The 18,088-nt window shown below is 58.8% G+C and carries 15 protein-coding genes; 5 read left to right on the plus strand and 10 right to left on the minus strand.

Annotated elements, in window-relative coordinates; translation table 11 throughout:
• Nucleotides 1–62 precede the first annotated feature (62 nt).
• Nucleotides 63–1,415, minus strand: coding sequence for a M48 family metallopeptidase (locus tag ELE36_RS17800; RefSeq protein ID WP_129835681.1), 1,353 nt, complete (start codon nucleotides 1,413–1,415; stop codon nucleotides 63–65).
• A gap of 190 nt (nucleotides 1,416–1,605) precedes the next feature.
• Here ELE36_RS17800 and ELE36_RS17805 point away from each other — a divergent pair, with 190 nt between their 5' ends.
• A complete protein-coding gene (locus ELE36_RS17805) occupies nucleotides 1,606–2,025 on the plus strand; it encodes a hypothetical protein (RefSeq protein ID WP_129835683.1) in 420 nt (139 codons plus the stop codon).
• Between the two features lie 35 nt (nucleotides 2,026–2,060).
• Here ELE36_RS17805 and ELE36_RS17810 read toward each other — a convergent pair whose 3' ends face one another.
• From ELE36_RS17810 to ELE36_RS17825, 4 genes are all read right to left on the minus strand, one after another.
• Nucleotides 2,061–2,624: a DNA-deoxyinosine glycosylase gene (locus ELE36_RS17810; RefSeq protein ID WP_129835685.1), complete on the minus strand. Its 564-nt coding sequence runs from the start codon at nucleotides 2,622–2,624 to the stop codon at nucleotides 2,061–2,063.
• 6 nt (nucleotides 2,625–2,630) lie between these two features.
• Entirely contained in the window at nucleotides 2,631–3,188 is a 558-nt protein-coding gene (locus ELE36_RS17815; RefSeq protein WP_129835687.1) for a DUF1415 domain-containing protein, read from the minus strand.
• A gap of 180 nt (nucleotides 3,189–3,368) precedes the next feature.
• Nucleotides 3,369–3,953, minus strand: a complete 585-nt coding sequence (locus tag ELE36_RS17820) for a YceI family protein (RefSeq protein WP_129835689.1) — start codon at nucleotides 3,951–3,953, stop codon at nucleotides 3,369–3,371.
• 85 nt (nucleotides 3,954–4,038) lie between these two features.
• Complete coding sequence (locus tag ELE36_RS17825) at nucleotides 4,039–4,629, minus strand: malonic semialdehyde reductase (RefSeq protein WP_129835691.1); 591 nt, start codon at nucleotides 4,627–4,629, stop codon at nucleotides 4,039–4,041.
• 199 nt (nucleotides 4,630–4,828) lie between these two features.
• On the opposite strand from ELE36_RS17825, the gene ELE36_RS17830 reads away from it, so the two are divergent.
• Complete coding sequence (locus ELE36_RS17830) at nucleotides 4,829–5,842, plus strand: mitochondrial fission ELM1 family protein (RefSeq protein WP_242512298.1); 1,014 nt, start codon at nucleotides 4,829–4,831, stop codon at nucleotides 5,840–5,842.
• A gap of 42 nt (nucleotides 5,843–5,884) precedes the next feature.
• On the opposite strand, the gene glnE is transcribed toward ELE36_RS17830, so the two are convergent.
• Nucleotides 5,885–8,773 (minus strand): bifunctional [glutamate--ammonia ligase]-adenylyl-L-tyrosine phosphorylase/[glutamate--ammonia-ligase] adenylyltransferase, encoded by a 2,889-nt coding sequence (glnE, locus tag ELE36_RS17835; protein WP_129835695.1) that lies wholly within the window; start codon nucleotides 8,771–8,773, stop codon nucleotides 5,885–5,887.
• Between the two features lie 275 nt (nucleotides 8,774–9,048).
• Here glnE and ELE36_RS17840 point away from each other — a divergent pair, with 275 nt between their 5' ends.
• The gene (locus ELE36_RS17840; RefSeq protein WP_129835697.1) at nucleotides 9,049–9,453 is read left to right on the plus strand and encodes a hypothetical protein; all 405 of its coding nucleotides are present in this window, start codon (nucleotides 9,049–9,051) and stop codon (nucleotides 9,451–9,453) included.
• A gap of 145 nt (nucleotides 9,454–9,598) precedes the next feature.
• Here the strand turns inward: ELE36_RS17840 and ELE36_RS17845 are convergent, their stop codons facing one another.
• Both ELE36_RS17845 and ELE36_RS17850 read right to left on the minus strand, forming a co-directional pair.
• A complete protein-coding gene (locus ELE36_RS17845) occupies nucleotides 9,599–11,296 on the minus strand; it encodes a hypothetical protein (protein WP_129835699.1) in 1,698 nt (565 codons plus the stop codon).
• Between the two features lie 95 nt (nucleotides 11,297–11,391).
• Nucleotides 11,392–13,065, minus strand: coding sequence for a hypothetical protein (locus tag ELE36_RS17850; protein ID WP_129835701.1), 1,674 nt, complete (start codon nucleotides 13,063–13,065; stop codon nucleotides 11,392–11,394).
• Nucleotides 13,066–13,778: 713 nt separating this feature from the next.
• Between ELE36_RS17850 and ELE36_RS17855 the strand changes: the two genes are divergently transcribed.
• Both ELE36_RS17855 and ELE36_RS17860 read left to right on the plus strand, forming a co-directional pair.
• A complete protein-coding gene (locus ELE36_RS17855) occupies nucleotides 13,779–14,999 on the plus strand; it encodes a right-handed parallel beta-helix repeat-containing protein (protein WP_129835703.1) in 1,221 nt (406 codons plus the stop codon).
• A gap of 35 nt (nucleotides 15,000–15,034) precedes the next feature.
• The gene (locus ELE36_RS17860; RefSeq protein WP_129835705.1) at nucleotides 15,035–15,763 is read left to right on the plus strand and encodes a hypothetical protein; all 729 of its coding nucleotides are present in this window, start codon (nucleotides 15,035–15,037) and stop codon (nucleotides 15,761–15,763) included.
• 191 nt (nucleotides 15,764–15,954) lie between these two features.
• On the opposite strand, the gene groL is transcribed toward ELE36_RS17860, so the two are convergent.
• On the minus strand, nucleotides 15,955–17,607 hold the full coding sequence (gene groL / locus ELE36_RS17865) for a chaperonin GroEL (protein WP_129835707.1): 1,653 nt from the start codon (nucleotides 17,605–17,607) through the stop codon (nucleotides 15,955–15,957).
• 76 nt (nucleotides 17,608–17,683) lie between these two features.
• On the minus strand, nucleotides 17,684–17,974 hold the full coding sequence (gene groES / locus ELE36_RS17870; protein ID WP_129835709.1) for a co-chaperone GroES: 291 nt from the start codon (nucleotides 17,972–17,974) through the stop codon (nucleotides 17,684–17,686).
• Between the last annotated feature and the right edge of the window lie 114 nt (nucleotides 17,975–18,088).

Raw genomic sequence — 18,088 nt, forward strand, 5'->3', positions numbered from 1 at the left:
TCGTTCTCGGCACGAGCAGGACGAACAATCCGTCCTGCTCGTGCACTTCGATACGAATTTGCTTATTGCGCCAGCGGCGCCGCCGCCGGCAACGTCGCGTTGGCCGTGGCGTTATCCTGATTTTCCTTGAGCCACAACATCGACGCATGCACGCGCGTGTAGCCGCTCGGATGATCGTAGAACATGACTTCTTCGAGCGCGCCCGGACGCAGTTTGCGATACGTGCTCAAACGCATCGCGGCCATCGCAAATCCATTTGGTTCGCGTGCGGCATTCAGGCCATACGCATCGGCCTCGGCTTCCGCTTGGCGTGTGATCGAATTCATGAGCGGCGTGGCGAGAAAAAAGAACAGCGACAGGATCGCCGTCGCCAGCGGCAGTGCTGCCGGATCGCCGCGATTTTCCAGCCCGAGTCGACGTCCCCAGCGCGCTAGCGACCAATCGAATACGCGATGCGTGATCCAGAAACCCAAGGTCAGCACAAGTGTGAAATAGATCACCAGCCGCAACGAATGATTGAGCACGTAATGCCCCATCTCGTGGCCGAGCACAGCCTTGATTTCGGGTAGTGAGGTTTTGTTGAGCAGATTGTCATTCAACGATACGCGCGTGGTATTGAGGAAACCCGAGACGTTGGCGCTGACTCGCGTGGTCTGGCGCGAGGCATCGAACTCGACCACGTTTTCGGTCGGGATCTGATTGGCGCGTGCGAGCGACATCACCGCTTCGCGTGCGGGACCGGCGCGCAACGGTTTGTAGTCGTTGAACAACGGCGAGATCAGCACCGGCGCAATCATCGCCATCAGCAACGCAAATACAAAACCGATGCCGCTGGCCCACAACCACCAGCGCGCGCCGGCGCGGCGCACCGCCGCATAAACCAGCGCCAGCACTAACGGGCCGGCGATCAAACTTACGATCAAGTCTTTCAGTTCGTCTCCGAACCAGCCGCCGAAACCCTGCGTGGCCAGTCCGTATTGATGTTCGCGCACAAACCCTTGGTAGATATCCAGCGGCAGGCTCAACAGAAAACCGACTACCAGCCATTGCGCGATGTACAACATCGTGTTCAACCAGGTGCGCTGCGTGATGCGTCGCGCGATATCGCGCAAACGCTGCGAAATGCCGCCCCACAGCAACAGCGCACTAACCGCCAGGCCATACAGCAGACCCCACAGTTGCAGCCAATAGCCGCCTTCAAAATAGTCGTTGGACAGCGCACGTTGTTCCGGCGTGAGCAGATTGAGATACGCCTCGGTGGCGCGATCGACATCGAAATTCGGACTCGGCCGTGCTGCATCGGGAATTTGCAGTCCGGGCGGGAAATCGCGCGCGATCGGCGCCTCCGCGTGCACCGTATTACAACTCAGCAACACGACCAGCGCGAGCAGCATTACCTGGAACAACGTTTTCATGCGTGCACCTCAATGATTTGGATAGGGCCGACACTAGCGCCCCCACGGCAATGTCAGAGCGGCAATTGTGCACGATTGCGTGCCGTGCGGGAGTGCGATGTGTCATGCATCGATCGATGCGGCAGCGGCATACCCCGGACTAACAGCAGTTCGGCTAAGATTGGCGTTCCAACCTTCAGGAGCGTGCGTCATGGGCTTGTTGTCTTTGCTTTCTTTAATTTTGCTGATCGTGCTCGGCATTCTTGGTATTTTGCCGTGGCTCAAGAATCAGCAGCCGGCATTTGCCGAACATCTCAAACCGCTGGAAGGCGTCTCAGCCTGGGTTGGAATCGCCGGCTTGGTGTGGGCGGTGGTATTGCTGTTGCAGTGGATTTCCGCGCTCGGCATTTTCCGTTATGCGCCGGGTGTAATGCTGATCAGCCTGTTCACCACCTTGGTGATAGCGGCACTATCGCTGCTGCTCAGCGTGTCGATGCTGGCCTCGATGGTCAACAACAGCACGGTCAACAGCAAGCTCAGCGAAACCGCCGACAAGCTCGCACCGTACAAGGTCGGCCTGGGTTTAACCTGCCTGATTCTGGCACTGTATTCGCTGATCCGCTTCGGCTGATCGCGCCACCACTGCGACGGCGGCGTTGCGGCTAATCAGCGCGCGCCGTCGAGTAAATCTTTCAGTGCGCTCCAGCGGCGCAGCTTTTCAGCCCGGCCAATCGACGCATTGGCCGGGCTGGTCGATGGCAACGGCAGCAACTGCACTCGCGCGATTTGCTGCGCATCGAAGCGCGGCAATATGTGTCGATTGAACAACTCGAAAGCCTTGTTGCCGTTGAACGCGAGCGCATCGATTTGCGGATGCGTATTCAACAATTCCGGAATCGCATTCGGCACCTCGCTACCACGCACGATGCTGCTGTCGAGACTGCCCGGTCGCTCGCAATGTTTCAGCACATCCCAGATGCCGATGCCGGCGCGCTGCAAGCGGGCAATGCGTTCGAGATAATCCAGTTCCGGCCCAGCTGAAAACAGCTCGCCCATGAACGGCCAGAACAAGTTCTGCGCATGTGCATACGATTGTTGCAGCGCCAGTGATTTTTCGCTCGGCACAGTACCCAGAATCAGCACCCGGCAATCCGCCGCAACGCGCGGCTGAAAGCTGGATACCACGGCAGATTTTTCCGGTAAAGTGGATTTTTTCTTGATGCCGACCATCGCTGCTCAATCCAGCAAACGTTGCCAGCCGGCATGGCCGAGCGAGCGCAAGGTTTCGATATTGCATTCGAAAATTTTTGCGGTATCGGGATACGCCGCCACCGCGCGCTCGACACTTCGCTCGCGCAACAGATGCAGCATCGGATACGGCGAACGGTTGGTGCAATTCTCGATATCGTCGGGCGCGGTATCGGCGAATTGGTACAGCGGATGAAAACTCGCGATCTGGATTTCGCCCTGCAAATCGAGTTCGTCGAGCGCCGCGTCGGTCTGTTCGAGAAACTGGTTGTAATCGAAAAAATCCTGCAACACATGCGGGTGAATCAGCAGCACGGTATCGATCTGGTCGCTATCGCTGGCCTGCAGTTCACGCAACGCGCTGGATAAATCCGCGAGCAATAAATCCGGCGAATCTGCGCTGCTGACGATGTAACGAATCTGGTTTCTGGCATGCACGGCTCTTGCGAACGGGCACAGATTCAAGCCGATCACAATACGCTGCAACCAGCGTTGCGTCACGGCGACGACATGTTCATCCGTGTTCGGATCAGCAATAGTCGTCATAGTTTTTTCCTGTCAATCTGATCAAGCCGAACAGCAGAATAAACGATACCTGCCGTTCTTTTTTTCGCTCGACAGATTCGCCTGTCGATCCTGCGCTGTCCAGCCAAGGACAACGCAGGACGATGACTTGCCCATTGCAACGGCAATCGTCTCCCGAAATCTGACGGGAGAGTCGAAAGCTTATGCCTTCGGCACCGACGCTTCGGTCGTGATGTTGATCTTGATCTCGTCGCTCACGTTCGGCACGTACGCACCGACGCCAAAATCAGCCCGCTTGATCGTGGTGGTGGCGTTGAAACCGACCGTCTGTGCCTTGCTCATCGGATGTTCGCCGGCCTTGTTCAAGGTGGCATCCAGCACGACCGGCTTGGTCACGCCGTGCACGGTCAGATCACCGCTCACCTTGAAATGATTCTGGCCTGCAGCGCCTTCGACCTTGGTGCTCTTGAAGGTGATGTTCGGAAATTTTCCGGCATCGAGAAACTTGTCGCCTTTCAATTCGTCGTCGAGCTTGGCGACATAGGAAATCACGCTGCCCACGGCGATCGTCACATCCACCGACGAATTCGCCGGTGCGGCGCTATCGAAATTGATCGTGCCCTTGATGTTGTTGAAGTTGGCAGACGGATTCGAGAAACCGAAGTGATTCCAGCTGAACAAAGTGTCGGTGTGCGCGCTATCGATGGTGTACGCAACCGGCGCGGCTTGCACAACGGCGGCGAAAGAAAAACTGATGGCGAGTGCAGCAAGTGTTTTACGTAACATGAGAAATCTCCAGGTTGGAAAGACAAATACGACGCGAATGTCAAACGTTTGCAGTCAAACAATGTGGAACAAGACGATGCGGCTGTTAAACGATTTTGCAAGCCTCGTCGAAATCGAGACGCGGCCCGCGCGGGAACAGCGCAGTCGCATCGCCATAACCGAGGTTGATCAGAAAGTTCGATTTGTAAGCCGTGCCCTTGAAGAAAATTTCATCGAGCTTGGCATTGTTAAAACCCGACATCGGCCCGCAATCCAGACCGAGAGCGCGCGCCGCCATGATCACGTACGCACCCTGCAACGTTCCGTTACGGAATCCGGCGCTGTCGATCAGCGGCTGATTGCCGACGTACCAGCTACGCGCATCGGCATGCGGAAACAGCTTCGGCAATTGCTCGTAGAATTCGGTGTCGATGGCGACGATCGCGGTGACCGGCGCGCTCAAGGTTTTTTCGACGTTCATCTCGTCAAGCGCGGGTTTGAGCTTGGCTTTGCCCTCCGCGGTCTTGACGAACACGAGGCGCATCGGCGAACAATTTGCGCTGGTCGGCGCCATCCTCGCGAGATCGTAGATCTGATGCAGTTGCTCATCGGTCACCGGTTTCGGCAACCACTTGAAGTGCGTGCGGGCGCTGAGAAACAGTTGATCGAGCGTGTTGTGCGGTAGTACCGGATTCATGAGTTTTTCCTGAGCTGGCGATCAGCGAAAGGGTATGCAAAGCTGGTCGATGAGTGCTGACGAAGTACAGTGTATTGCTATTGAGCTGGCCGATAATCCGCATTTCGCAAGAAAGATTAGCTCTGTACAAGATACAATGCAGGCTTCAATCGCGGCATTCGTCAACTTCGTAGTGTGCGCCCACCTTCGTGGTGACCATGTGACAAACGTCCTCATCAGCGATACCTCAACCTGCTGGGTCATCAGCGACGGCGCCGCCGGCAACGAACGCCAGGCGCTCGCGCTCGCGGATGCCATGGCCATGACGGCACGCATCTGGCGGCTGCAGTTGCGCGCGCCGTGGTCATGGTTTGCACCGCGACTGACGTGGGGCGCAACGTTGGCTTTGCCCGCAGAATTGCGTGAAACGCTGCGCGCGCCGTGGCCGCAGATCGCGATCGGTTGCGGGCGTCACGCCGCGCTGGCGCTACGCGTGTTGCGCGAGCGCAGCGCCGGCAAAACATTTTGCGTGCAGATTCTCGATCCGCGCATCGCCCCACGCCATTTCGATCTCGTGATCACGCCGCAGCACGACCAACTCGTCGGCCGCAACGTGCTTACCAGCTTGGGCGCGCTCAATCCGATCGACGATGCTTGGCTGAACGACGCCGCGCGAAAATTCGACCATTTGCGCGCGCTGCCGACACCGCGCACCGCGATAGTGATCGGCGCCAGTAACCGTGCGCAAACACTTGATCGCGATTATTTCGACGCACTGCTGGTTCGACTGAGCGCCGTACATCAGCGCGACGGCGGCAGCTTTCTCGTCAGCACATCACGCCGCACACCGAGTGATATCGCGGTGTATCTGCGAAAAATGTTCGTGCAATTCCCGGGAGTTTTCTGGGCGAGCGCGGCGGACGGCGAAAATCCGTACGCCGGTTTTCTCGCGCACGCCACGCGCATCGTCGTCACGCCGGATTCGGTCAACATGCTCAGCGAAGCCTGCGCCAGTGGCAAACCCGTGCTGACTTTTGTGCGGCAACCTTTGCGCGGCAAACTCGCCAGCCTGCACGCCAATCTGCGCGCCGCGGGTTATCTGCAGGATCTGGAAGCGGGCACCACGATTCTGCCCGCGCCAGCAGAGCCTTTGCGTGAAACCGCAGGGATTGCGGCCAAGGTTTTGCGCGCGTGGCGCGGCGCTCAATCCAGTTCGGACGACGCAAAAAAATAGCGAACGCAAATCGGCTGAATCGCATATCAAAACCTGCGGCAATCAGATGGGTGGCGAGACAAAATCCAGCCCGACTGATCGCACCACATCGATCACTGCACGCGCGCTGGCCGCGAGTTCCGCGCTGCGTGGGGCAAGGCGCGGCCGCGCATCCAGCGTGCATGCGAGCGCGGTGCCGAGCAGCCGTGCATGGGCCTCGCTCAGCGCAGCCGCCGATGCTTTCGGCAATACATCACACGCCGCCATCGCGGCGATCAAATCTGCGCTGTTGCCGTGCGCCAGCAATGACGGCTGCTGCGCCGCGTGTTCGAGCACGAGCGCCTGCAGTAGGAATTCGATGTCGAGCAGCGCGCCCGCGCCTTGCTTGAGATCGAGCTGGGCTGGCGTCGAACGATCGCGTTCGGTCCGCCAGCGCACGCGCATGCTGTTGATTTCGGCATGCAGGCGAATCGGATCATGCAGCTGTTGCAGGATGTTCGCGCGCACCTCGGTAAAACGTTGACACAAGGCAACATCGCCCGCCACACAACGCGCGCGCACCAAGGCCTGGTGTTCCCAGGTCCATGCGCGTTCGCGCTGATATTCGGCGAACGCCTGAAGGCTCGTGACCAGCAAACCTTTGCCGCCATCCGGGCGCAGGCGCACATCGATTTCGTACAGGCGCCCGGCACGCGTGAGAGTTGTCAGCAGATGCACCACACGCTGCGCCAGCCGCGCGTAATAACGCATGCCGTCGAGCGGCTTGGCGCCATCGCTTTCGCTGTTCACGAGCGCGCCGTCGTACAGGAAAACCAGATCGAGATCCGACGCAAATCCCAATTCCGCGCCCCCCAAGCTGCCATAACCCAGCACGGCCATGCCGGTGCCGGATCCGCTATAGCCGTTTAAACGTCCATGCTGACGGATCGCACCGCGCTCGGCCAGATCGAGCACGACCTTGACCACGGTTTCGGCCAGATCACTCAAGCCGCGCGACGTGGTGCGCGCGTCCTGTTGCTGCTTCAGGCAGGCCAGGCCGAGGCGGAACGCGGCGCTGTGTTTTTCTTCCTGCACAACCTCGATTTCGACTTCAGTATCGTGCTCTTGCAATGTAGCGAGACGTCGCGACATTTCCACGCGCACGCTGTCGCCGTCGGCGATAACGATGTCATTGCGCGAATCGAATAATTCATCGAGCAGCAACGGATGCGCGATCACGCGCTCGGCCAGCAACGCGCTGCTCGCGAACACATCGACCAGGCGCTGCCGCGCGACCGGCTGCTCGTCGAGCAAGGCCAGATAGGCGGATCGCCGCGCGATCGCATGCAGCAGTTTCAGCAGTCGCGCCAGACACACATCCGGCGCCTGACTCGCCACCGCGGCTTCGAGCAAACTCGGCATGAGCCGATCCAGCCGCGCGCGCGCGCGCGGCGACATGCTTCGCACCGCTGGGCTCAGCAGCAAGCCTTCGAGCGCGGCATGCAGATCCGCCGCATCGCGATAACCCGCCGCCGCAAGGCTGCCGATTTCCGCCTGTTGGTTGATGAGCTGCTGCCAATACAACGCGAGCGGCGTCACATTGCCCATCGGCGCGGTGTCGCGCGGCGTGTCCATCAGTGCGGAAAATTCTTCGCTGACCGCGCTGCGGACAATATCCACGTGCAGCATCAATACCGACCAGTCGGGGTAGTCGAGCGCACGTGCCAGCCGTTCACGCAACATCGCATCATCGGGCAATTCGTGGGTCTGTTCATCGCGCATCATCTGCACGCGATTTTCCAGCCGGCGCAAAAAATTGTAACCATCACGCAGGCGTTTCGCGCGTGCGCTCGTGAGCATGCCGAGCTGCTCGCAAACGGTGAGCGCCGGCAACAATCCGCGCGCGCGCAGGCTCGGCTCGCGACCGCCGCGGATCAGTTGCTGCAGCTGCACGATGAATTCGATTTCGCGAATACCGCCGGGGCCGAGCTTGAGATGCTGAGCGAGATCCTTGCGCACCACTTCGGCATCGATCAGCGCTTTCATTTCGCGCAGGCCAGCGAATGCGGTGTAGTCGAAATAACGCCGGTACACGAATGGCCGCAGGCTTTCGATCAAGCGTTCGCCGGCGTGGATATCGCCTGCCACCGGGCGCGCCTTGATCCACGCATACCGTTCCCAATCGCGCCCATCGCGCTGGTAATACTGCTCCATCGCCGCGAACGATAACGCGATCCGCCCAGCGCTGCCGAACGGACGCAGGCGTAGGTCGATGCGGTAGGCGAATCCGTCTGCGGTGACTTCGGCGAGTAGGCGCACCAGCTGTTGCGCGACGCGCGCAAAAAAAGTCTCGTTGTCGAGCACACGTTCGCCATCGGTCTGACCGTTTTCGGCATACGCCAAAATGAGATCGATATCCGACGAAAAATTCAGTTCACTGCCGCCGAGTTTGCCGAGCCCCAGCACCACCATGCGCTGCGCATTTCCTGCGCTGTCTCGCGGCAGGCCGTAGCGCGTACTCAGCGCGGATTCGCTCCAGCGCAATGCGGTTTCAAGGCAGACTTCCGCGAGCGTGCTCGATCCGGCGAGCGTGGCCGCGACACTGTCGAGTCCGTTAACGTCGCGCCAGATCAGACGCAGCGATTCGCGTCGACGAAAACGCCGCAGCGCCTTGCTGCGCGCGGCATCGTCGGCGGCGATGTGAGCGAGTTCATGCGCACGCGCATCGGCCGTGCGTGGATTGCTGATCAAGCCGATCAGGGTGGGGCCAAGCAAGGTCGGCTCGCGCAAAAAGCTGTCGTAGGCAAAATCGCTGGCGAGCAGGACGCGCTTGAGCTGGTCGGCAACGCCGGCGTCATCGTAGAACGCGACGCCAGACTCGCGACAACGCTGCACGAGGCGCGAAAGCCGTTCGTCGACGAACTCGGTCAAAACAAGGGTGGAAGGATGAATTACGCTGGAGGAAATCGGCATCGTCGGATTATGCCCGGATGCGATGTATTTTCTGCAAGCGCAGAAACGAAAAAACCCGCCGCGACAGAATCGCGGCGGGGTCTCCCTCCCCTACCAGCCCGAAGGCGGGTATTGGCCGGCATTGTTGGTCAAAATGCGCGCCATGCCACGCCGCGCTGCAGCACGCTGCGGCGGCAAATCGGCCGCAAGCGCCAACTTCCACCAAAGAGCAATGGCGCTGTGCGCCGCGGTCTGGGTATATTGGCGACTCGTTCCGTCGACTGGGGAGTCATCACATGGTTACAAAATTATTCTGCGCCGCGCTACTGGTTTTGTTGCCGTTGAGCACCATCGCTGCCACGGCGGCGGCGCAACATCTCGAAACCACCACGGCGTCCATTCATACCGGCATGGCGATGGCCGCGGACACGTTGCCAATCGCGAAATCGCATTTCCATCACGTCATCAATTGTCTGGTCGATCGCGACAGCAAAGCGTTCGATGGGCATTTTGACAACCCGTGCGACGGCATGGGTCGCGATGGCGGCGCGTTGCGCGACGAGGCACAAACTGAAGCGCAGAAAAAGGATCTGCAGCACGCATTGACTGTTGCGCAACGCGGCGCGCGCAGCACCACGCTGGAAATGGCGCATGTATATGCCGAGTGGCTCGCTGAAATATTGCAGCGCGCGTTGACCTGAGACGCAGCGGACATACGGCGCAATCGCTGATTGTTTATTGTTTTCCGATCCGGCATGGATTTGTCGTGTCGAAAAAACCGAAGCCCGAGCAATCGCCGGGCATCGGAATCAATCCACACGGATTTCCCCGCGTGCCGCTGGTCGATCAATGCGGAATCAGCGCACGGATCGAAGGCCGCGGTTTATTGGTCGGCGCGGTGGCGCGCAAAGCGGTTGAACTGCCGCAGGGAAACGGCGCACCGTTGAGGCAAGTGGCGGTCAGGAATCCCCAGATGAAATCGGTCTGCAACACGGTCAACGCGGGCGGCTGATTGTCGGCGTTGAAAAGGTTCGGATCGGGTGCGCCACTGACACTCTGCAGATAGCCGCTTTCGTTGGCGACGTTGGTGAACACGCCGAGCGCGAGCGGAATCGTACCCTTCGCGGTAGCACCCGCACGCGCGTGACAAGTGACGCACGACGAGCTCAGCACGAAGCCGCCTTCGGTCACCGAATTGGCGAGATGGGTCGGGCGTCCCATCGTATCGGTGAACTCGGTTTGTGTGCCTTTCAGACGATAGCTGAGCCAGCCGCGATCGCTGATCGAGGGTTCGATGTTTTTCGGATTCGCCGCGCTCGATTCGTGCATACCGATGCCAAGGCCGGCAAATACTTCCGCCATACCCTTGCTACGCTGGCCGCCGTCGTAGTGGCCGTTCGGTTTGAACACCCAGCTCGCCAGATCCAGATCGTCGCATTCGTAATTCGGCGTGGTGTAATTGTCGGCCTGGTTCGCGGCGATCTTGTCCGGCGTCGAATAACCGTACGAATCGTTGCAGCCGATGTAGTCGCAACGCCCCGGATTGTTGACGTGCTCCCACGTCGCCCATAGCCAGTTCGGCGTGTCCTTCGACGAGATATGCATCGCCACCAGCCAATGCTCGCCGGGTTGCTGGATGTTGCCGTTGTTATCGGTCGCGCGCGTGTCGATCGTCATCTTGATGTAAGGGTTGGCGGGGTCGTCGTGCAGACCGAGTTTTTCGGCGCGCTTTTTCGAGAGCCAATCACTTTTGATCATCACCGAATCGACCGGCAGATCGATTTCGGTCAGACCGCCATCCTGCACTTTGAGCCGATACGGCAAGCCCGCACTCTGGCCCGAAATATTCGCGCTGTTGCGATTGAAAACCGCCTGCACGCCTTCCTGATGATAGAGGTCGTTTTCAAATACGTACTCGAACATCGGCTTGTTGCGGAACACGATCTCGGACATCGACTGGCGAATGTCGCGCCCGGTTTCGTCCGCCGCCAGCAGCTTGATGTTGACGCCGTGGGCGAAGCTGGTCAGGTGCGCCTTGGACATCGGCCCGGCAACACGAATCGGCAGCTCGGCATTCGCGCTGAGATGATCGCCCGGAAAATACGGACAGTTCTGCGCCGGATTGGCCTTGTCGCCATAGCCGGGATTGTTCGTCGTATTCGGATCGCAGCAATTCGCGGCACCCTTGCTCGTGCAGATCGGCAACGGTTGGCCGGGCCAGGTTTGCTGATCGGCGGCCCAGTTTTCCCAGAATTTTTGCGTCACTGCATCGGCAAACAATTTCCATGCGGCCATGTCCGGGCAGCTCATCGCCGGATTGCTGATCGGTGCCGATACCTGCAGATGTCCATCGACCACACGCATCGAACACTGCGCCGAATCCTTCGGTTTGCTGTTGAAATACATCACACCGGGCAGACGATTGCTGGCGGACGAACTCGATCCTTCGGTGGTGCGATCCTTGCACACGGGATCCGCGCAAGCGGCGATCGTGGTGAACAACGCCGCGACGAAAAAGATCGCGCGCGATTGGAATGTCGTCATGGTATTCCCCTGTTTTTTGCTGCAAAAAAATGATCGGGTCACACGCGAACGCGCGCCCGATCAACAAACCTCTATCGCGGTTTTGCGTGTTGCGATTATTTGCCGCTGTCGTACTTCGCCTTGGTCTGCAGCAACCACGAAAAATCACCACTGAGCTGATCGCCGAACGTCGCTTTTTTCGTGGTCGCATTCCAGCTCTTGGCAATGCCCGCGGAGGAATGGCAACCCATGCAACTTTCGCTGGCGAAGATCGGCGTGGCGTCACCACCGGTTGTGCCCGGCTTGGCCGGACAATCCACACCGGATGGCAGTTCTTCCTGATGGCACGCGGCCTGCACGCCTTTCTGGAAATACGTTTCCATCGTGATGTTGGTGAGGAACACCGGCGTCGGATTACCGCCGGGCTTGTTGTTCACAGCGTACGGCAAACCGGAATTCCACGGCGCCGGTTTGGCGCTCGGTTCGGTCGGCCACTGCGTATCGACCAGCTCGTAATAGCGCCACACCGAATTGAGTTTGGCGAGGGTCGCCTGTGCCTCGTGATTGAGCTGGATCTTCTCGCCCGGAATCTGCACCGCGCGCACTGCCTGCACCGGTTTGGTCGGAATTTCCTTGCTCGACGGCTGCACATTCGGCACGCAGATTTCGCAATTCGGATCGTAGAACGAAGCCTTGGTCGGCGGGTGCGCCATGCTGTCGCCGACGAGGTTGTCGACCTGCTCGAACGTCGCCCAGATCCATTGCGGCGAGCTCTTGGTCTTGTGCGCGATATGCATGCCGACCAGACCGACGGTGACGTCTTTCCAGATGATGGTTTTGCCGGTCGTATCCAGCGCAGGAATCTGCGCCTTCATGTTGAAAAAACGATTCGGATTATCGCCTTTGCTGGTGTCGAGAATTTTCCACGCGAGCTTCACCTCGAGCGCGCCGCTCCAATTCTTGCTGTCCACACCTTCGGGAAATGTCAGCGTCTGCGCCGGCACCTTGTTCGAGTAGGTGATCTGGCCGTTGAGGTTGTACAGATTGTTGCTGCAGAGAAAACCCACTTCGTTTGAATCCAGCAGGATTTCGTAGTGCACCAGATTGCCGTTCTGATCGACCAGCGGACCACTGAAAGCCTGATCAACTTCTGTGAGTTTGGCCAGATCGGCCAGATCGATTTCACCAACCGCGCTAACGTTGGCGAGCACGCGCGATGCGCGCGGACTGATGCTGGCATTTTGCAACAATGGTGGCAGCGGCGGCAGGCCATGCATCGGCGCTACCGTGGTGTCGCGCGCGAGACTCAACGCCTGTTTTTCGGCAGGCAGGCGACAGGCTGCCGGCGTTTTTCCGTCGACACGGAAGATGTCGCTGCTTTCGCGAAATAGCGTCCAGTGCGGCGCGCCGAAATTCGTATCGGCCAAATTCGGCGCGGGCTGGCCGGCGTCATTGGTCGGCCAGTTGAGCGCGAGAAACATCTGCCACGCATTGAGATCGAACAGGCGCTGCACGTCGGCGAAATGTTTTTCGGCTTCGAGTTTTTTCTGCAGCGCGACATCGACATCGCCCGGCAGCGCAGGCGCGAGCTTGGGCGCAAAGTTCGGGAAGCTTGCCAGATAAGGCGCAGTGGCCGCGGTCGCGGGCGACGCAACCGGCGCATCGGCAGCGACGGCAAAACCCGCGCTGCCGACACAAGTTAGCGCAAGCCACATGCCCGACAATTTTCGCAAGCAAAGGCTGCGATTCAGCGGCTGGTGGTGGATGGAAGCAACGTGATTATTCTTCATGACTAGCCCCGTGGATTGAAGAAAAGTGAATTTTGCGCCGAACTTTTTCGGTGCCGAATCGATTCGCGCCAGCATCGAGATCGCCGCGCTTCATGCCTCGGCAACTTGTCCCGCAATCGTCAGACAAGTTGGTGTTTTACTGTTGGCAATGCGATTGCGGATTTAGATTCCACACCGAATCTCGACGACATTGCAGATCAGATCCCCGTATTTCTCGCGATCGAGCCGAGCCAAATCGCGCCGCAAACAAACGACGTGTCGCGCTGGTCAATATGTTGCATGTGGCTCCCCTGAGTCATGCCCGCGCCGGACATTGCCGAACACTGGGATGTCGGCGCGTCTATTCTCTTTAACGAAAGAGTACGGGGTGTGCCGAAAGTCTCACCACGCGAATTTTTCGTTTCGCGATCAACGCGTACATGACATCGTGGAAGCTGCCGGGAAGGCGACGACCGTGCGCGCGCAATGCAATTGCGGCATCTCGAATTGCATTATTTTGCTGGCCTGACCATCGCGCAAATCGCCGCGCCGCTCGCGCTGGCGCCGATCAGGGTTGATCGCGACTGGTGACTCGCCGCGCTTTTCTCAAGACCGAAATGAGTGCATGACGTTGTTGCGCGCGTAGCGGCGTGACGCGGGCGAGCATTTTTACGCGCAGCTCCAGCAAGCCGATAGCGTAATTCCATCGATTTCCCGGGCAATGTCGCAAAAGAATGACAAACGGCGTTTTTCGATCATGCCCGCTACCGGGCCGTCGAAAAGGAGTCGCCGTCATGTACATCATCCGCTACCCGCGCGCATCGTTTTTATTGCTGCTGTGCTCGCTGGTCTTCGCCACAATCAACGCCCACGCCTGTTCGGCCACCGCGCAGGATGTTTTGTTCGTAGGCAACACGACCAGCGATTCAGCCTGCAACTACAATACGATCCAAGGTGCGATCAATGCCGCGACCTGCCCAGTTGGCACGAAAATCTTCGTCACCAGCGAACTCACCTATACCGCTCAGCACCTGAGCATTTCCAACAAGAATATTACCCTGATCGGAAGTGCACCCACCGCGCATTGCAATAGCCTGAGCCTTGTCTGCGGGATTCTTTTCCCGTGTCCTACGAACCCGCTGGAGACGATTAGCGGCAGCGGCCACAGCGGCGATAGCGTCATCACAATCCGTGGCGCCAGCAACGTTACCTTGCAATACCTGACGATCAGCGACGGCCATGACAGCGACAGCGGTTCCGGTGGCGGCATCGATTACGACGGCACAGGCAGCTTGACGGTCGACACCTCGACGGTGACGAACAATACCGCGGGCTACGGCGGGGGCATAAACGTCAAGGGTACCGGCGGCCCGGCGGAATTGCATATCAACCACCGCACGCTGATCACCGACAACACCGCAAAGACTTCCGGCGGCGGCATCCGCGTTGAGGGTAAAGCCTATTTATTCATGCTCGCCGACTACACCTGGGTGTACAACAACACGGCTTTGGCAGGATATGGCGGCGGCGTCGAGATCATCGGTCCGGCGGCCGGCTACATCGGCTCTCCGGGCTACGCCGGCATTCCCGTGATCTACGAAAATCAGGCGAAGCATGGTGGCGGCATTTCAGTCAACGCGGGCAGCACCGGATCCCTGCAAGACGCCACGCTGGATCTGTTCAGCACCGACCCGCAACTGCCAGTGCGCGTTTCCAACAACACCGCAAGCGCGACCGGCGGTGGTATTTATGTACAACCATACGTCTCTAGTGCCGTTGAAAACGACAGAGGCTTTGCGTTGGTCTGCGCGACCAATTTCCGCATTGACAACAATATCGCCAAAGAAGGCAGCGCGATCTATTCAGACGAAGAAAACGTTACTCTCGGGGGGCTGAGGGCGGCCAGGTTAATCTCAACGGCGCACAATGCGGTGATATTTCGCATGCTTCGCTAGGCGCCGTCGGTTGTACGCGCGGAGTCGAGTGCAATGTGATCGACGCCAATATTGCGGCTGATATCAGCGTAATTCCGCTCGCTCCGACTACCGGGGCAACGATCCTCATGCAAAGCGAATCCGATCTGGCGACCGATCGACTGGTGCTGCGCGACAACGTGGGTGGCTACGTGTTGCGAATCCTCGGCAATCGACAGGCGGAGGTGAACAGGACGCTGATCGTGAACAATCAAGTAACCCAGGATTTGATCTGGCATCAGCACGACTCGCTTGGTCTGAACGAAGTAATGAGCATCGATAACAGTACGATTGCCAACAACCAGATCGGCGGATGGGTGATCCGTGACGACCTCGCTCTTGATATGTTCCGCACCATCATCGACCAGCCCGACGCTGATACCCTTTTGTTTACGGGCAATGCTGCCAACTTGAATGTCAGTTATGTGCTGGCCGACGATACCATCGGATTTCCTGCTGACGTGACCAACCACGTTGGGCGACCCACATTCATTGACGCAGCGGATGGCGATTATCGCTTGCGTTACAGTCGCCAAGGTGGCGCCGTCACAGCATCGCTGGGCTTGGATTTTGCGCCGGCCATTGATGGTGATGATCGCGATATCAGGAGCTTGAAATACGACCAGGATCTCACCACGCGACCGGATGTATTTGGCATGCGCGATCTGGGGGTGTACGAAATGCAGCCGTATAGCGATCGTATCTACACAGATGGTTTCGGCGATGCGGTAATGCTGGCGTATTGAGCGGCACGCTCATCGCTGTCGTCGAGTTCCATCGCCAGATCGGGCTCGACGATAGCGACGATCTTTCCCTCCACACAAGGCCACGCACGATGCTTGCCACGTGCTCAAGACTTACTGCCGCGATTTCCGGAGCATAAAAAAACCCCGCCGTTAGCGGGGCTTTTCGTGTAATGAGTAACGTGGGACGGATCTTAGAAATCCATGCCGCCCATGCCGCCCATACCACCGCCACCGCCACCACCGTGGCCGGCGTGCGAATCTTCTTTCTTCGGCGCTTCAGCCACCATTGCTTCGGTGGTGATCATCAGGCCGGCGATCGAAGCTGCGTTCTGCAATGCATAACGGGTCACCTTGGTCGGATCCAAGATGCCGAGTTCGACCATGTCACCGAACGCGCCGGTTGCGGCGTTGTAACCGTAGTTACCTTTGCCTTCCGCGACCTTGTTCAGGATCACGCTCGGCTCTTCGCCGGCGTTCGACACGATCTCGCGCAGGGGCGCTTCCATCGAGCGCTTGGCGATCAGGATGCCGTGATCCTGGTCTTCGTTGTCGCCTTTGAGTTTGCCCATGCCGACCAGCGCACGGATCAAAGCCACACCGCCACCAGGAACCACGCCTTCTTCGACCGCTGCACGGGTTGCGTGCAGGGCGTCTTCGACGCGCGCCTTTTTCTCTTTCATTTCGACTTCGGTGGCCGCGCCAACCTTGATCACGGCAACGCCGCCAGCGAGTTTGGCAACACGCTCCTGGAGCTTCTCGCGATCATAGTCGGACGATGTTTCCTCGATCTGCGCCTTGACCTGCTTGATGCGGGCCTGGATGCCGTCGGCCGTACCGGCGCCGTCGATGATCGTGGTGTTTTCCTTGGTGATGACAACTTTCTTGGCGCGACCGAGATCCTTGATCGTGGCCTTTTCCAGCTGCAGGCCGACTTCTTCCGAAATCACCGTGCCGCCGGTCAGTATAGCCATGTCTTCGAGCATCGCCTTGCGACGATCGCCGAAGCCCGGCGCCTTCACCGCGCATACCTTGACGATACCGCGAATGGTGTTGACCACCAGCGTTGCGAGTGCTTCGCCTTCGACTTCTTCAGCCACGATCAGCAGCGGCTTGCCGGCCTTGGCAACGGCTTCGAGGACGGGCAGCAATTCGCGCACGTTCGAGATTTTCTTGTCGTGCAACAGGATGTACGGATCTTCCAGCTCAGCCTGCATCGACTGCTGGTTGTTGATGAAGTACGGGCTGAGGTAGCCGCGATCAAACTGCATGCCTTCGACCACGTCGAGCTGGTTGTCCAGACCCGAACCTTCTTCCACGGTGATCACGCCTTCCTTGCCGACCTTATCCATCGCCTCAGCGATGAGCTTGCCGATCAACTCGTCGCCGTTTGCCGAGATCGTACCGACCTGGGCGATCGACTTCGAATCGGACGACGGCTTGCTGAGCTTCTTCAGCTCTTCGACGGCGGCGATCACGGCCTTGTCGATGCCGCGCTTCAGATCCATCGGGTTCATGCCGGCCGCAACGGCCTTCATGCCTTCGCGAATCATGGCCTGAGCCAAAACGGTCGCGGTGGTGGTGCCGTCACCGGCGACGTCGGAAGTCTTGGAAGCGACTTCCTTGACCATCTGTGCGCCCATGTTCTCGAACTTGTCAGCCAGTTCGATTTCCTTGGCGACGGAGACGCCGTCCTTGGTGATGGTCGGTGCGCCGAAGCTCTTTTCGAGCACGACATTACGGCCTTTCGGGCCCAAGGTGACCTTGACCGCATTGGCCAACAGGTTCACACCCTTGAGCATGCGCGCACGCGCGTCTTCGGAAAAACGTACTTCTTTCGCTGCCATGTTGAAATTCCTCGTGTACTTGATTGATGTGGGAGTGATGCAGACTTGCGGCGACAGGCGGCGAACCGCGCGCCACTTAGCCTTCGATCACCGCCATGATGTCTTCTTCGCGCATGACCAGCAGGTCTTCGCCATCGACTTTTACTTCGGTGCCGGAATACTTGCCGAACAACACTTTGTCGCCTTTCTTCACGGCGATCGGACGCACTTTGCCGTCCTCGAGAATCTTGCCGGTGCCGGCGGCGATGACTTCGCCACGGCTGGGCTTTTCGGCGGCGCTATCAGGGATGACGATACCGCCAGCCGATAGACGTTCTTCTTCCATACGTTTGATGATGACGCGGTCGTGCAAGGGACGAAGGTTCATAGCTACTCCTTCAAGAGGTTGAGTGGAAAGGGGTTTTCTCGAACTACTAGCACTCGCGTTCGACGAGTGCCAATTTTAACTCGATACCAGAGGAAGGCAAGGCCTGATTCTGGA

It is taken from the genome of Pseudolysobacter antarcticus (genome assembly GCF_004168365.1).
In the GTDB taxonomy this organism is placed as follows: Bacteria; Pseudomonadota; Gammaproteobacteria; order Xanthomonadales; family Rhodanobacteraceae; genus Pseudolysobacter; species Pseudolysobacter antarcticus.

Excerpts from the sequence above, each read along its gene's own strand:
- ELE36_RS17800 (WP_129835681.1), bottom strand. The coding sequence starts at position 1,415 with ATGAAAACGTTGTTCCAGGTAATGCTGCTCGCGCTGGTCGTGTTGCTG.
- ELE36_RS17805 (WP_129835683.1), top strand. The coding sequence starts at position 1,606 with ATGGGCTTGTTGTCTTTGCTTTCTTTAATTTTGCTGATCGTGCTCGGC.
- ELE36_RS17810 (WP_129835685.1), bottom strand. The coding sequence starts at position 2,624 with ATGGTCGGCATCAAGAAAAAATCCACTTTACCGGAAAAATCTGCCGTG.
- ELE36_RS17815 (WP_129835687.1), bottom strand. The coding sequence starts at position 3,188 with ATGACGACTATTGCTGATCCGAACACGGATGAACATGTCGTCGCCGTG.
- ELE36_RS17820 (WP_129835689.1), bottom strand. The coding sequence starts at position 3,953 with ATGTTACGTAAAACACTTGCTGCACTCGCCATCAGTTTTTCTTTCGCC.
- ELE36_RS17825 (WP_129835691.1), bottom strand. The coding sequence starts at position 4,629 with ATGAATCCGGTACTACCGCACAACACGCTCGATCAACTGTTTCTCAGC.
- glnE (WP_129835695.1), bottom strand. The coding sequence starts at position 8,773 with ATGCCGATTTCCTCCAGCGTAATTCATCCTTCCACCCTTGTTTTGACC.
- ELE36_RS17840 (WP_129835697.1), top strand. The coding sequence starts at position 9,049 with ATGGTTACAAAATTATTCTGCGCCGCGCTACTGGTTTTGTTGCCGTTG.
- ELE36_RS17845 (WP_129835699.1), bottom strand. The coding sequence starts at position 11,296 with ATGACGACATTCCAATCGCGCGCGATCTTTTTCGTCGCGGCGTTGTTC.
- ELE36_RS17850 (WP_129835701.1), bottom strand. The coding sequence starts at position 13,065 with ATGAAGAATAATCACGTTGCTTCCATCCACCACCAGCCGCTGAATCGC.
- ELE36_RS17855 (WP_129835703.1), top strand. The coding sequence starts at position 13,779 with ATGACAAACGGCGTTTTTCGATCATGCCCGCTACCGGGCCGTCGAAAA.
- groL (WP_129835707.1), bottom strand. The coding sequence starts at position 17,607 with ATGGCAGCGAAAGAAGTACGTTTTTCCGAAGACGCGCGTGCGCGCATG.
- groES (WP_129835709.1), bottom strand. The coding sequence starts at position 17,974 with ATGAACCTTCGTCCCTTGCACGACCGCGTCATCATCAAACGTATGGAA.